13 protein-coding genes and 1 pseudogene are annotated in these 13,182 nt (G+C 69.7%); 4 read left to right on the top strand and 10 right to left on the bottom strand.

Features of this window, described 5'->3' with window-relative positions; all coding sequences use genetic code 11:
* Positions 1 to 136 precede the first annotated feature (136 nt).
* From ACIP82_RS27770 to ACIP82_RS27755, 4 genes and pseudogenes are all read left to right on the top strand, one after another.
* A complete protein-coding gene (locus tag ACIP82_RS27770; protein ID WP_400657200.1) occupies positions 137 to 922 on the top strand; it encodes a VOC family protein in 786 nt (261 codons plus the stop codon).
* An 87-nt stretch (positions 923 to 1,009) separates the two neighbouring features.
* The gene (locus ACIP82_RS27765) at positions 1,010 to 1,759 is read left to right on the top strand and encodes an HAD family hydrolase (RefSeq protein ID WP_400657197.1); all 750 of its coding nucleotides are present in this window, start codon (positions 1,010 to 1,012) and stop codon (positions 1,757 to 1,759) included.
* Complete coding sequence (locus tag ACIP82_RS27760) at positions 1,756 to 4,164, top strand: glycoside hydrolase family 65 protein (RefSeq protein WP_400657194.1); 2,409 nt, start codon at positions 1,756 to 1,758, stop codon at positions 4,162 to 4,164. Before ACIP82_RS27765 ends, ACIP82_RS27760 begins: the two co-directional genes overlap by 4 nt.
* A 176-nt stretch (positions 4,165 to 4,340) precedes the next feature.
* Positions 4,341 to 5,054, top strand: a pseudogene (locus ACIP82_RS27755) (thiamine pyrophosphate-binding protein); the annotation flags it as partial.
* 101 nt (positions 5,055 to 5,155) lie between these two features.
* On the opposite strand, the gene ACIP82_RS27750 reads toward ACIP82_RS27755, so the two are convergent.
* The 10 genes from ACIP82_RS27750 to ACIP82_RS27705 all read right to left on the bottom strand — a co-directional run bounded on the left by ACIP82_RS27750 (position 5,156) and on the right by ACIP82_RS27705 (position 11,936).
* Positions 5,156 to 6,244, bottom strand: coding sequence for a protein-L-isoaspartate O-methyltransferase (locus ACIP82_RS27750; RefSeq protein WP_400657192.1), 1,089 nt, complete (start codon positions 6,242 to 6,244; stop codon positions 5,156 to 5,158).
* 9 nt (positions 6,245 to 6,253) lie between these two features.
* Positions 6,254 to 6,406 carry a hypothetical protein gene (locus tag ACIP82_RS27745; RefSeq protein WP_355253943.1) on the bottom strand — a complete coding sequence of 51 codons (153 nt, stop codon included), beginning with the start codon at positions 6,404 to 6,406 and terminating at the stop codon, positions 6,254 to 6,256.
* Between the two features lie 720 nt (positions 6,407 to 7,126).
* A complete protein-coding gene (locus ACIP82_RS27740; RefSeq protein WP_400657190.1) occupies positions 7,127 to 7,327 on the bottom strand; it encodes a hypothetical protein in 201 nt (66 codons plus the stop codon).
* A 95-nt stretch (positions 7,328 to 7,422) separates the two neighbouring features.
* Entirely contained in the window at positions 7,423 to 8,271 is an 849-nt protein-coding gene (locus ACIP82_RS27735; RefSeq protein WP_400657187.1) for a helix-turn-helix domain-containing protein, read from the bottom strand.
* 6 nt (positions 8,272 to 8,277) lie between these two features.
* The gene (locus ACIP82_RS27730) at positions 8,278 to 8,796 is read right to left on the bottom strand and encodes a DUF6879 family protein (protein ID WP_400657185.1); all 519 of its coding nucleotides are present in this window, start codon (positions 8,794 to 8,796) and stop codon (positions 8,278 to 8,280) included.
* A complete protein-coding gene (locus ACIP82_RS27725) occupies positions 8,777 to 9,040 on the bottom strand; it encodes a hypothetical protein (RefSeq protein WP_400657183.1) in 264 nt (87 codons plus the stop codon). The genes ACIP82_RS27730 and ACIP82_RS27725 overlap by 20 nt, the downstream gene beginning before the upstream one ends.
* 1,036 nt (positions 9,041 to 10,076) lie before the next feature.
* Positions 10,077 to 10,832 (bottom strand): hypothetical protein, encoded by a 756-nt coding sequence (locus tag ACIP82_RS27720; RefSeq protein ID WP_400657181.1) that lies wholly within the window; start codon positions 10,830 to 10,832, stop codon positions 10,077 to 10,079.
* Positions 10,825 to 11,409, bottom strand: a complete 585-nt coding sequence (locus ACIP82_RS27715) for a hypothetical protein (RefSeq protein WP_400657179.1) — start codon at positions 11,407 to 11,409, stop codon at positions 10,825 to 10,827. The genes ACIP82_RS27720 and ACIP82_RS27715 overlap by 8 nt, the downstream gene beginning before the upstream one ends.
* Positions 11,406 to 11,552, bottom strand: a complete 147-nt coding sequence (locus ACIP82_RS27710) for a hypothetical protein (RefSeq protein ID WP_400657177.1) — start codon at positions 11,550 to 11,552, stop codon at positions 11,406 to 11,408. The genes ACIP82_RS27715 and ACIP82_RS27710 overlap by 4 nt, the downstream gene beginning before the upstream one ends.
* A 6-nt stretch (positions 11,553 to 11,558) precedes the next feature.
* On the bottom strand, positions 11,559 to 11,936 hold the full coding sequence (locus ACIP82_RS27705) for a hypothetical protein (protein WP_400657176.1): 378 nt from the start codon (positions 11,934 to 11,936) through the stop codon (positions 11,559 to 11,561).
* Between the last annotated feature and the right edge of the window lie 1,246 nt (positions 11,937 to 13,182).

Genomic DNA, 13,182 nt, shown 5'->3' with positions numbered 1-13,182 from the left:
AGGCCCGCCCGGGGTCGCCCACCAGGGCGCCGTCCGGTGGCGGGATCGCGGTGACGCGGCGATCGTGGGCGATGTACCCGCCGTCCGTGGCGGACGGCCGTCGTCGGCGGGGGACCATCGCTCTGGAGGCCCAGCCATGCCCGTAGTCACCGCTCCGTACAAGCCCGGCACCCCGTGCTGGGTCGACCTGATGGCGAGCGACCAGCAGGCCGCGCTCGACTTCTACCGCGACCTGTTCGGCTGGCAGGGCCACGTCGGCCCGCCCGAGTTCGGCGGGTACTCCGTGTGCTCGCTGAACGGCAAGCCGGTCGCCGGGATCATGGCGGCGATGGCGCCCGAGGGCGAGCCCCTCCCGCCCGTCGCCTGGACCACCTACCTGGCCACGGACGACGCCGAAGCCGCCAGCCGGGCCATCGCCGACAACGGCGGCACGATCCTCTACCCGGTGATGGACGTCGGCTCCGTCGGCCGGATGCTGGTCGCCGCCGATCCGACCGGCGCGGTGTTCGGCGTCTGGCAGAAGGTGGACTTCGCCGGCGCGGGGATCGTCAACGAGCCCGGCGCACTGGTCTGGAACGAGCTCAACACCACCGACACCGAGGCCGCCGGGCGGTTCTACCACCAGGCGGTGGGCCTGCGCCCGGCGACCATCCAGGGCATGGACGGCTACTTCTCGCTCAACGTCGGCGACCGCACCGTGGGCGGTATGCAGAAGACCGCCGGGTACCTGGCGCCCGGCACGCCCCCGCACTGGATGACCTACTTCTCGGTGGACGACACCGACTCCACCGTGGACGCCCTGGTCAAGGCGGGCGGTTCGGTGATCCAGCCGCCGTTCGACATGCAGTCCGGCCGGATGGCGGTCGTCCAGGACCCGCAGGGCGCCGTGTTCGCGCTGATCGCCTCGCCCGACTCCCCGTGAGGGGCTGAGCAAGCGGAAGCCGCCCGTCCCGCGACGCGCCGCCGGGAAATGGGCGGCTTCCCCGTGTTCGCGGGTAAGACTGCACCCATGCTGGGGCTACCGGACGACATCCGCGCTTTCCTCTTCGACCTCGACGGGGTGCTCACCCAGACCGCCAAGGTGCACGCCGCGGCCTGGAAGGACACCTTCGACGCCTTCCTGCGCGCCGAAGCGGCCCGCACCGGTGGGCAGTTCGTTCCCTTCGACGCCGTCACCGACTACGACACCCACGTGGACGGCCGTCCACGCCTGGACGGCACCAGGGCGTTCCTGCACAGCCGGGGCATCGACCTGCCCGAGGGCACCGACGCCGATCCGCCCGGCGCCCGCACCGTGCACGGGATCAGCGCCGCCAAGAACGACACCGTGCTGCGCATGATCCGCGAGCAGGGCGTCCAGCCGTACGACGGCTCGGTCGCGTACGTGCGCCGGCTGCGCGCGCTCGGGCTGCCCAGCGCCGTGGTCTCGTCCAGCGCCAACTGCCGGGACGTGCTGCGGGCCGCCGGGATCGAGGAGCTGTTCGACGTGATCGTGGACGGCATCGTCGCCCGCCGCGAGGGCCTGCCCGGCAAGCCCGCGCCCGACACCTACCTGGCCGCGGCGAGGTCGCTGGGCGTCGCGCCGGCGCACGCCGCCGTCTTCGAGGACGCCCTCGCCGGGGTCGTCTCGGGCCGGGCCGGCGGCTTCGGCGCGGTGGTCGGTGTGGACCGCACCGGCCAGGCCGCCGAACTGCGCCGCAACGGCGCCACCGTGGTCGTCACCGACCTTGCCGAGCTGATCCCGGAGGAGGCGGCATGAACGGCCAGGACATCTTCGTCGTCGACCCCTGGCAGATCGCCGAGCACGGCCTGGACCTGGCCTCGATGGCCCGCGCCGAGTCCGTCTTCGCGCTCTCCAACGGGCATATCGGCCTGCGTGCCAACCTGGACGAGGGCGAGCCGCACGGTCTGCCCGGTACCTATCTGAACGGCGTCTTCGAGCTGCGCCCGCTGCCGTACGGCGAGGGCGGCTACGGCTACCCGGAGTCCAGTCAGAGCGTCATCAACGTGACCAACGGCAAGATCATCCGACTGCTGGTGGACGACGAGCCCTTCGACCTCCGCTACGGCGAACTGCTCAGCCACCGGCGGTGGTTGAACTTCCGCGAGGGCCTGCTGCGGCGCGAGGCGGAGTGGACCTCCCCGGCCGGGCGGACCATCAGGGTGCACTCGACCCGGCTGGTCTCGCTCACCCAGCGGGCCGTCGCCGCCGTGGAGTACACCGTCGAGGCGGTGGACGGGCCGGTGCGGATCGTCCTGCAGTCGGAGCTGGTCGCCAACGAGCAGCTGCCCGGCGGCGTCGACGGCGACCCCCGGGCGGCCGCCGTGCTGGAGGCTCCGCTGCTGGCCGAGGTGCACCATGCGAGCGGCACCAAGGCCGTCCTGGTGCACCGCACCCGCTACAGCGGCATCCGGGTCGCGGCCGGCATGGACCACATCATCGAAGGCCCGGAGCGGATGAACACCGTCGCCGAGAGCGAGGCGGACCACGGCCGGATCAGCGTCACCACCGTGCTCGAACCGGGCCAGCGGCTGCGGCTGGTGAAGTTCATGGCGTACGGCTGGTCGGCGACCCGCTCGCTGCCCGCCGTACGGGACCAGGTCGAGGCCGCGCTGACCGCCGCCCGGTACACCGGCTGGGAGGGTCTGGTGGACGAACAGGCCGAGTTCCTACGGGAGTTCTGGGACACCAGCGACATCGAGATCGAGGGTGACGTCGAACTCCAGCAGGCCGTCCGGTTCGCCGTGTTCCATGTGCTCCAGGCGGGCGCGCGCAGCGAGGAACGGGCCATCCCCGCCAAGGGGTTGACCGGTCCCGGCTACGACGGGCACAGCTTCTGGGACACCGAGACCTTCGTCCTTCCGGTGCTCACCTACAGCCTGCCGAGCGCCGTCAACCAGGCATTGCGCTGGCGGCACAGCACGCTCCCGATGGCCCGTGAGCGCGCGGCCCAACTCGGCCTCTCCGGCGCGGTGTTCCCGTGGCGGACGATCCGCGGCGAGGAGTGCTCCGGCTACTGGCCGGCCGGCACGGCGGCGTTCCACATCGGCGCGGACATCGCGGTCGCCGTCGCCCGGTACGTACGGGCCACCGGGGACGTCGAGTTCGAGCGCGAGTACGGGCTCGAACTGCTGGTCGAGACGGCCCGGATGTGGCGCTCGCTCGGCCACCACGACGCCGCCGGCAAGTTCCGCATCGAGGGCGTCACCGGCCCGGACGAGTACAGCGCCGTCGCCGACAACAACATCTTCACCAACCTGATGGCGCAGACCAACCTGCGGGTCGCGGCCGAGGCCGCCGGCCGGCACCCGCGCGAGGCCGCCGCGCTCGGCGTGGACACCGAGGAGACCGCCGCCTGGCGGGACGCCGCCGCCGCGATGTACATCCCGTACGACACCAACCTCGGCGTCCACCCGCAGGCCGACGGCTTCACCGACCACCAGCTCTGGGACTTCGACGGCACCCCACCGGAGAACTACCCGCTGCTGCTGCACTATCCGTACTTCGACCTGTACCGGAAACAGGTGGTGAAGCAGGCCGACCTGGTGCTCGCCATGCAGGTCCGCGGCGACGCCTTCACCGACGAGCAGAAGGCCCGCAACTTCGCCTACTACGAGCGGCTGACCGTCCGCGACTCCTCGCTCTCCGCCGGCACCCAGGCGGTGATCGCCGCCGAGGTCGGGCAAATCGACCTCGCGTACGACTACACCGCCGAGGCCGCCCTGATGGACCTCCACGACCTCGGCGGCAACACCCGCGACGGCCTGCACATGGCCTCGCTCGCCGGGGCCTGCATCGCTCTGGTCGCCGGGTTCGGCGGGCTGCGGGACCACAGCGAGGCGCTCTCCTTCCGGCCCCGGCTGCCGGCCGGTCTGATGCGGCTCAGCTTCTCGCTGATGGTCCGCGGCCAGCTGCTCGGGGTGCGGATCACCCACGAGGGGACGACGTACACGCTGCGCCGGGGCGAGCTGATCCACCTGCGGCACGACGGCGAGGCGGTGCAGGTCAAGGCGGGTACGCCGGTCACCGTCCCGATCACCGTGCCGCCGGGGCAGGAGCGCTGCGTCCAGCCGCCGGGCCGCGAACCCGCCCGGCGGCAGCCGCAGGCCGGCGTGGCGGCGGGCAAGCTCGGCCCGGGACCGGACCACCTCGCGGCGGAGTAGCGGCGGAGCGGTAACGGCCGCCGAGCGGTGGGGAGGCGGGGAGGAGCGGCGGCTCGTGCTCACCCGTTCGGGCCCGCCCCGGGTGCGGGGCGGTCCCGGACCGCCGAGGGTGCTGGTGTCCCGTGGCAACCGGTGGCCGGTGAAGGAGAACCCCCGTGGTGAGTGTGGCCGAGCAGATGGTGGAGGTGCTCCGGCAGGCCGGGGTGGAGCGGGTCTACGGGGTGGTCGGCGACAGCCTCAACCCGGTGGTGGACGCCATCCGCCGGGCCGAGGGCATCAGCTGGACCCACGTACGCAACGAGGAGGCCGGCGCCTTCGCGGCGGCCGCCGAGGCCGAGCTCAGCGGCCGGCTCGCGGTCTGCGCCGGCTCCTGCGGTCCCGGGAACACCCACCTGATCCAGGGCCTCTACGACGCCCAGCGCAGCGGTCTGCCGGTCCTGGCGCTCGCCTCGCACATCCCGTCCGGCCAGATCGGCACCGGGTTCTTCCAGGAGACCCACCCCGAGCGGGTGTTCACCGACTGCAGCAGCTGGTGCGAGATGGTCTCCACGCCCGCCCAGCTGCCCCGGCTGCTGCGGGTGGCGATCCAGCACGCGCTGGGCGCCCACGGCGTCTCGGTGCTGGTCTTCCCCGGGGACGTCGCGGCGCTGCCCGCCGCCGGACCGACCGGCACCAGCCACTTCCTCACCGAGCAGGCGGTCGCCGCGCCGCCCTGGTCCCAGGTGCAGGCCCTCGCCCGCGCGCTCAACTCGGCCCGCAAGGTCGCCCTGTTCTGCGGCGCGGGCGTGCGCGGGGCGCACAGCGAGGTGATGGAGCTCGCGGCCGCGCTGCACGCACCGGTCGGGCACTCCCTGCGCGGCAAGGAGTGGATCCAGTTCGACAACCCGTATCGGACCTATGTGCGTACGTTACCGCGTCCTCGGGTCGCTGTGCCTAGCGGGTGGCCCGGCCGCCCAGTGGGGGACGTAGCGACGGCCGGGCCGGTCTGGGGTTAGCCGATGGTGTTCCCGGGCTCATCCAGCCACGGGCGGTGTTCACCGGCCACGGTCACGGTCATGCCGAATCGAGTGAGGTCCGGCTTGCCGTTTCGTACCCACCAGGCGTGCGCCGCAGTCACCTCGTCCCACAGGTTGCGGGGCCCTGACTGCGAGACGGCGTGCTTGCCGTCCCAGTCGGCAAGGCGGCAGTGGGCATACGACACGCCGTCCCACACCTCGGCACGGCCGGTACCGAACCGGTCGTAACCGGCCCACACGTCCTGTCGGAACAGGTCCGGCATCCGCAGCCCGATGGCGAAGGCGGCGTGCGTCTGCTCCGCCACCTCGGCGGGGTCGATGCCGGAGGCTGCGTGCCGAACGTCCTCGATGTCGAACGCGCCACTGTCGGGGCGCTGGTCGCGCACCCACATGAACGACACGTCCTCGACGAACGGGCCGCTCGCCGACTGCCCGTCCTCGGCCACGGTGAGCCGCAGCAGACCCCCGTTGCAGAACGGCGTGCCGTACGGAACCAGGATGACGCCGCCGGGTTCCACCTGCTCGACGGCCGCAGACGGCACCCGCTGGACGGCAGCAGTGAAGTGGGCCCGCTGGAACGGTGCGCCCTCGGGGTGGCCGAGCGTGCCGTCACCGGCGAGGACGGTGGGCCGCAGGTCGGCGGCGTACAGCCGGTATCGGGCCTGGCTTGCAAGGTCCGGGTCCAGCTCGATGCTGGTCACGTTCTCCGCGCCGATCCGGCGGGCCAGCAGACCCGCCGTCCAGCCGGTACCGGTGCCCACCTCCAGGACCCGCATGCCCTCGGCCACGTCCAGGTGCCGGAGCATCTGCGCGACCACGGTGGGCATGGAACTGGACGACGACGGGGTGTCGGTCTTGTCGTAGACCTGCGTCACAAGGGCCAGGTCGGAGGTGACCAACTCGGCCCAGCGGTTCGGGTGTTCGGCGCGGTCGATCCATGCGCCGTCGTGGAAGATCCGGTCCGGGGTGAACAGGTCGCGCGGGGTGGTGCGGAACGTCTTCTCCCAGTCGGCCGACAACGCCCCGGACTGCCGGAGTGCGTCGGTCAGCTTGTCCCACGTCATGGTTTCCCCCTACGGCTTGGACGGCTTGGGCAGGTTGGTGGGCGGCGCATCCCGCTGGCCGTCGTGCGGCGCGGTGTCGGGCTTGCCGGAGTGCCCGCCGCCGCTACCACCACCGGCCTTGCCGGGGCCGTCCCCGCCCGATCCTCCACCGTGCTTTCCCATGTGCGTTCCCTCCTGTGGGTGAGTCCTGGTGAGACCCAAGGGGGCGGCTCCGTCCGCGAGTTGGGGCGGAGCCGTCCCCTCGGGGGTTTCAGCCGGCGGCCGGGGTCACCGGGGTGTCCGGCGGCATCGGGCCGGGCGGGCGCTCGGTCGGCGTGTTGCGCATACTGGTGTCTCCTCACAGCGAGGCGGTACCGGGTCGCCGTTTGGCGTCCGGGCCGTTCGGTGTTGCGGAACCCGCTCCGGTCGGCTGCCTGCCAGGGACGACGGCCGGGGCGGGGGTATGGGTGGGCCGGGGCGTCAGTGCCTCGGGTGGTTGGCTTCTCGGACCCGCGCCAGCAACTCGGCGCGCCGACGCCTGTCCTCGGCCGACAGGGGGACCCCGGCGTGTTCCTCGGGGGTGAGGACCGGCCGGGGCCCGGCGGGCCGCTTACGGGGCCATGGGTGGGTCCTCAGCCACTCGAACGGGTCCACGGGCTCAGCGTCCCCTGAGGGGTCCTGCGTGGCCGTCTGGCGGTCGTCCTGGTGGTCACTCATCCGGGACCACCACCGGGTTCGTGCACTCGCCGTCGTCGGCGTGCCTCTGCCGCCACCGAACCAGGTGCCGTGCAATGGTGGGATTCGTGTCAGCCGGGTACTGCGCGTCGACCCCATCGAAGTAGGCGCATTCAAGACAGGGGTTCTCCGGCGCACCTACCGCCAGGGTGGGGATCGTGGGCAGCGTCACGCGATCCCCCTGTCGGGGCAGGTGTCCGCACCGCAGGTGCACAGGGGCCAGTCCTTCGGGATGCCCCGCCCCATGGCCTTGGCGGCGTATGCCGGGTCGTAGTCGGCCAGCGCATCCCCGGCGGGGGCGCGCTTCCGCTGCTCCGCCCTGTATTCCTCGCGGGTCTTGATCTTGCGGGTGTTGGTGCTCACCGCCATGCGGGCCACTCCCTCGGCGTCGCTGGAACCGATGGGCAACACGCTAGGAAGTCAGACAAGTTGGGAGCCACAAAATTCTACGAGATTGCACGCCATCACCCGAGAGCACCAATGGCAGCAGTGATCAGCGCACGTGCCTTCAAGCCGTAGGCCGCCATGTCCGACAGCGTGGCGAAGGTGTCGGCATACATCGCCACCTCGCTGGGCTGCGTCAACGTCAGATGCCCAGACACAAGCTCGACGTTCACCTGAGCCATATCGAAGATCCAGAAGCCTTCGACTGGCATCCGTGTGCGGTGCAGCCGGGCGGGGACGATCCCGACGCTGACATTGGGAAGCGTGCTCACCGTGATCAGCCGTTCAAGCTGTTCGGCCTGGGTATCAGCGTTACCAAGTCCGTTGCGAAGTACGGACTCCTCAAGCAGGAACGCGAAACGCCGTTGCCCCTCGCGGAGCACGCGTTGCCGTTCCATCCGCACGGCCACGGCATCGGCCACATCGTCGACTGTTACGCGCCTCTGCTGGACGGCCCGCAACACGTCCTCGGTGTAGCCGTGTGTTTGGAGGAGTCCAGGTACGAGCCATGACGAGTAGGCCCGGAACCAATGGGTTCGTTCGAACAGAGGCAGAACGGCCTGCTGCGCCCTTCTCAGCCCTGCACGCTCCATGCGGCGCCATTCGACCCACATGCCTTCCACGGCCCGCAGGGAGGCAACCAGGTCCGCCGTCTCATCCTCCCTGCCGCACGCACTGCACCACACACGGAGATCATCGGCGGACGGGGAGGTCTTGCCGGTGGAGATCCGGGACACCTTGGACGGGTGCCAGCCGCACAGCACCGCCAGTTGCTTGCCGTCCAACCCGGCGTCCTTGCACATCTCCCGGAGGCGATCTGCAAGGACTTGCCGGGCGGCTTGGACGTGAGACGATCCAGAAACGGACATGGTGGGTCAGGCCAGCTTGTATTCCTCGTGCGGGGTAGCCCGCTCCCACACGGTCTCAAAGGCGGACTTGACCAGCTCCACGACGGCCGGTTCGGTGCGCCATTCCCGGTCCACTACTTCCCCGTCCCCGGAAAAGTAGGTAAACAGCACGGCCGACCCGTCGAACATCCACAGGTCCGTTCCCGGCAGCGCGATGTCCGCAGCTTTCCGCCGGGGCAACCAACGGACCTGCTCACCCGCTGCGACGTTGGCGAACGTGAGGTCATGCTCATACCGGATGTAGTCCGTCACAGGCTCCGAGACGATTCGGGCCCGCCTCATGACCACACCGCGTCGAGTTGTCTCGGCCACCAGCTCGGCCCAAGTAGCCCACCAATCAGGCAGGTTGGCCGCATCGTTGCTGTACCGATGGCCAGCGCGCCAGCGAGCGAACTCCGGATCATCCGGCGTGTAGCTGTCGCGCATCTCAAGGTGCACGGCGGAGCGCTGGGCCCCAGCCAGGCCCTCACGTACGGGGTACTTCACCGTTGACGCCCTCCGGTCGCGGGATGTACTCCAGCATCACGGCCGGGAGCCGAATGATCGTCTCGTGAGCCGGAACGTCGGTGCTGTGACCGGGGATTGACCCGATCTGCTGGCACGCCTTCACCTCGTCTTCCGTGGCCTTGTAGGACTGGATCAACAGATCCCCCGTGTCCTCGTCCAGCCAGATCGTCGGCGAGTCGTCAACGGGGGTGTTCGGAATGATCCCCAGGAAACGCAACCTCATGACCTCTCCCTGTGTCGAGTCGATTGCACTCAGTTGCACGACTATCGACCCGTCAGCCGATCAGCGCAAGAGGGCGTCATGGCAAACGACGAAAGCCCCCGCCGGACCCTGTGAAGGGCCAGACGGGGGCGAGGGGGCCGCTCAGCGGTCCAGGTAGGGCTTCCGGTGCCAGAGGCCCCGGGCGTCCTGCCAGAGTCCGGCCGTGGCCGGTGGGAGGCACCTCCGGGCGTTGTGCGGGCCGGTTCGGTGGGCGTCGCCTGCTCGGGTGCTGGCGAAGGTCTCGTGACAGGCCGGGCAGTGCTCGGCGCGCTGGCCGGACCACGCCCGGCCGCATGGCGGGTGGACGAAGGGTGTTCGGATGGGCATCTCCAGTCTTGTTGCCACGGTGGGTACTTGGCGGCCCGTGGCGGGTTCAGTGGACCCGTTGGGCCCCGGCCGGCTGTCGGGCCGACCAGGGCCCCGGGTGGCGCCTCTGTGGGGTGTTCTGGGGCTCGGCGGCCCTCACGTGTGCGTGGGCGGGCGCGCAGGTGCACCCGCGCTGTGCACGCGCGGGTGGGTCGGGCGGCGAATCAGGCGCTGGGCGAGGTCACAGTGGGTGACAGGCGGGCCCGGCCGGAACTCCCAGACCCGTAGAGAGGCCGATTCCTGCTATCGGCACCGATCCCTGAGAGAAGGGGAGGGGAGTCCTCCCCCACCCTCAGGTGCTACGCAACGTAACCAGGGTGCTCGGGTGGCTTGCGCAGCCGTGAGTACCGGCCGCCGGGCTTCCGACCGGCAGCAGCGGCCAGGCCGCCGTCACGGCCCGACTTCACCCCGTGGTGGTAGCCGCACAGCGCTTGCAGGTTGCTCGGGCTGTGGTCGTCGCCGGGGACCACGTGGTCACAGTCGGACGCCACCTCGGGGCAGCGCTGGCCCGTGTCCGCCCGCATCCATTCGCACTGCCAGCCAGCGCGCTGCATGACGCTGCGCCGGAGCGTGGCCCAGTTGCGCGGCAGGCGTGCCCGCCGGTCGCTGCCCTCCCACGCCTGGCCCCCGGTCACCATCCTCGGGAGCCGAACGGGGCCGACGGAATGGCCAGCGGGTTGTGCTCCTCCGCCGGATCGGCGTCGGGGCTCAGTCGGCCGGGCAGACCGCCGGGATAGGTGGTCGAGTACTCCAGCCGGTCAGAAGCGATCCGGTCCAGCGCCTGCCGGTCAGCGCCCCATGTGATCCCGCCACGCGGGGCCATGATCCGCCACTGCCGCTCGTTGCCTCCCCACGGCTGGGCAAGGTCGCCGTCCATGATCTCAACTGCCGTTGCGTAGTTGCTGAGTTGATCCATGAGAGCGGTAAGCCGGGCGGTCGTAGCCAGCGCTTCGGTGCGGGTCTTCTCGACTTCCTCGCAGATGGCCTGTCGCCAGTCCACGCGGACGGCGATGGCTGCGGCCTTCACCGCGTGAGCCGCTTCGGCTGCCAGTTCGTACAGCGGCATCTGCTGACGCTCGGCCTCGGCAAGCTTGTTCTCCAGCGGCCCCCGGTTCGTGGCCTTGGGGATCGGCTTGCCGTCGCGGAGCGCGTCCTTGGCGGCCCTGGCGTCCTTCTCATCCAGGCCTGCCAGCTCCATGCGAAGCGCGCCCACCAGGTCGTCCACGGCGTCCCGGCGCTCCCGAGTGCTCTCCAGCTCCGCGAGGGCGGCCCGCACGGAATCCGGGGTCACCAGGTCAACGTAATACGGGATGGCCCTCTCGGCATGGGTGCGGAGCATTTCAAGGCGCTTCGCGCGCTGCTGCTCCGACGTCAGATTCTCAGGCAAGGGTGTTCTCCTCAGGCGTGGTGACGGAATGCGATGCGATGAATTCGCGGTTCTCGGCAATGAGCGCATCGGCCCCACTGATCACGTCGGCTCGCTGCGCCACCTTTGCGGCAGCTATGTCGGCAGCATGCTTAGCGGCTTCACGCTCGGCGCGTGCCGCACTTTCGGCAGCTTCTCGGGCCTCAGCCTCGGCGGCTGCCTGCTGCTCGGCGATGTCGACCAACAGGCGCTCGATTGCATCCAGGACGGCGCCGTACACCTGCTGGGCCTCGGCCCGGGTCGGCGATACGCCCAATAGGAATTCATCGGCCGACACGCGGATTCCGTCCCCGGTTTCCTTCGGGGAAACTTTCGCCGGGGACATTCCGTGCGCCACACCGCTAGCGGTGAGAACGAGCGGAATGGCGTACGGGATCGAGTGCCCGCCGGTCTTTTCGGCGTAAGTGAGAACGGGGTCCGACAGCCAGCCGATCACGGGCCGATAGGCCAGCGAGGGGCGGCCCTCCGGCGAGAAGGTGAGAACGCTCGCCGTTGCTTCCAGGGCGGGCAGGAAGTTCGCGTTTCGGTACTCATTCATTCACAGTCCTCCGCCGTGTCGTCGGTGTCGCTCGGGCCGCACCAGAAGTGCCAGCCGAATTGGCCGTTTCCCTTCGAGCCCTCCGGGTTGAGCACGCGAATGGACGGGTCCGAGATTTCGGGAATTCCACTGGTTTCGGTCATTGGCGTTCAGCTTCCAAGTCGGCGGGCCATGATGTTGGCCGCAAGCTTTATCGGGTCAATGTCCAGGTGGTGCGGTGGCTGGTCGACAGCTCCACCGGTCGGCAGAATGGACTTCGGCTGAGTGCGCAGGTTCGCAGGCATAGACCGAATTGCCTCCATGAGGCGATCGGCGTCCGCCTTGATCTCAGCCTCAGTAGTTCCGCTCAGCCGGCCAGCCAGCGCCAGAGAAAGGCCGGACGACTTCGCCGCCTTCTCGCGCATTGCGGTGATCTCCGGTGAGGTCACGTCCGGAGAATCGACCTTGGCGGGACGACCTTCCTCCGATTCATTCTCTGCCACAACCTTCGCCATGACCGAGCTCACAAATTCCCTGCGATCAAACATTTGGGTCCTTTGGTTTTCTGCATGCAAAAGCCCTGCGCTGCCGGAGATCGGCGGAGCAGGGCGGAATCAAGGGCTATTCAGTTAGGGCCAGGGGAAGCCGAGGCGTCGGGGTGTCCCACCACCCCGGCACCTGTGGTTACTCGGAGCGGGTAACGCCCTCCCGTCCGCTCCCTGGCGTCAGAGTCAACCGGGGAGCCATAACGGCAGCAGCGGCAGCGGCCTTACGCAGCCGGTACGCCTTCTGGCTGTGGGCGTTCGAGCAGTACTTGCGGGCCCGGCCCATGCCGTCCCATCCGGCGCTGTTCTCGCAGCCTTCCAGGGCGCACATGGCGTCCCAGCGTGCTGCTTCGGCGTCCTCGTGTCGGGCCCTGGCTGTATGTGCCTCACACCACGCCCCGTGGCCGTTGGCGTAGTCGGAAGCGTCGCCGCAGGCATCACAGGGACGCCCCATGAGATCGGCGGTGGTCCGCTTCTCGGCCCGCTTGAGTGCCTGACGGCAGGCGTTCGAGCAGACGGCGCGCTGTCGGCCCGCCAGGGTCCTGCCACACCGGCCGCAGGCGATTCCGATGGTCAGCAGGAGCGGCCTCCCGAAGTGGTGTTGGGAAAGTAGCGTGGTGGTGATACAGGTTTCCCCAATACCCCTACAGAGCTATATGTGAGTACTCCTATAGATAGATACAGAAGTAGGTACAACACTTACCTTCTTTCCTAACGGGACCACCCTGCGGCCTACCTCCGCTGTCATGGGTATTTATGGGGAGTGGTTAAGGGATCGGGCCGCTCGCGCTGGCGGCCGACGCGCCGCGCCTGTAGGACCCCCACAGCGCGTACCAAGCGGCAGCCGAGCAAGGACAGGCCCCAGCCTGCTCGCCGGCCTGGCGGGGTCCTACAAACCGCCCTGTGGCGGGCCTCACAGCGGCTGATCGGCTGTCACGGCCCTGCGGGCGGGCAGAGTGCCCCCGGCCGGGGTTGCGGCGGGGGATCCAGCCCTCACGCGGGTACCGCCCTGCAAGGCACGTAGGTTCGGCGCGTCCTGCGGGAGGCGTGACGAAGTGACGGAGTGAGGCACGGTTCGCATCGGCGCGTAAGAGTAAGGGCGGATTTCTTCTTAGGGTGGATGCCAGATACTCGTCACTTCGTCACTTCGTCACTTCCAGGACAGGAATGCGGATTCTCTCGTCCTGCTTCTGTGCCGAGGACCGGGCATGCGAAAGCCCCGCCCGACCCACAGGGGCCGGACGGGGCT

Origin of the sequence: Kitasatospora sp. NPDC088548, from assembly GCF_044753005.1 — a bacterium.
Classification (GTDB): Bacteria; Actinomycetota; Actinomycetes; order Streptomycetales; family Streptomycetaceae; genus Kitasatospora.
The sequence above is the reverse complement of the archived record's forward strand: the minus strand, read 5'-3'. Positions and strand labels throughout refer to the sequence as shown.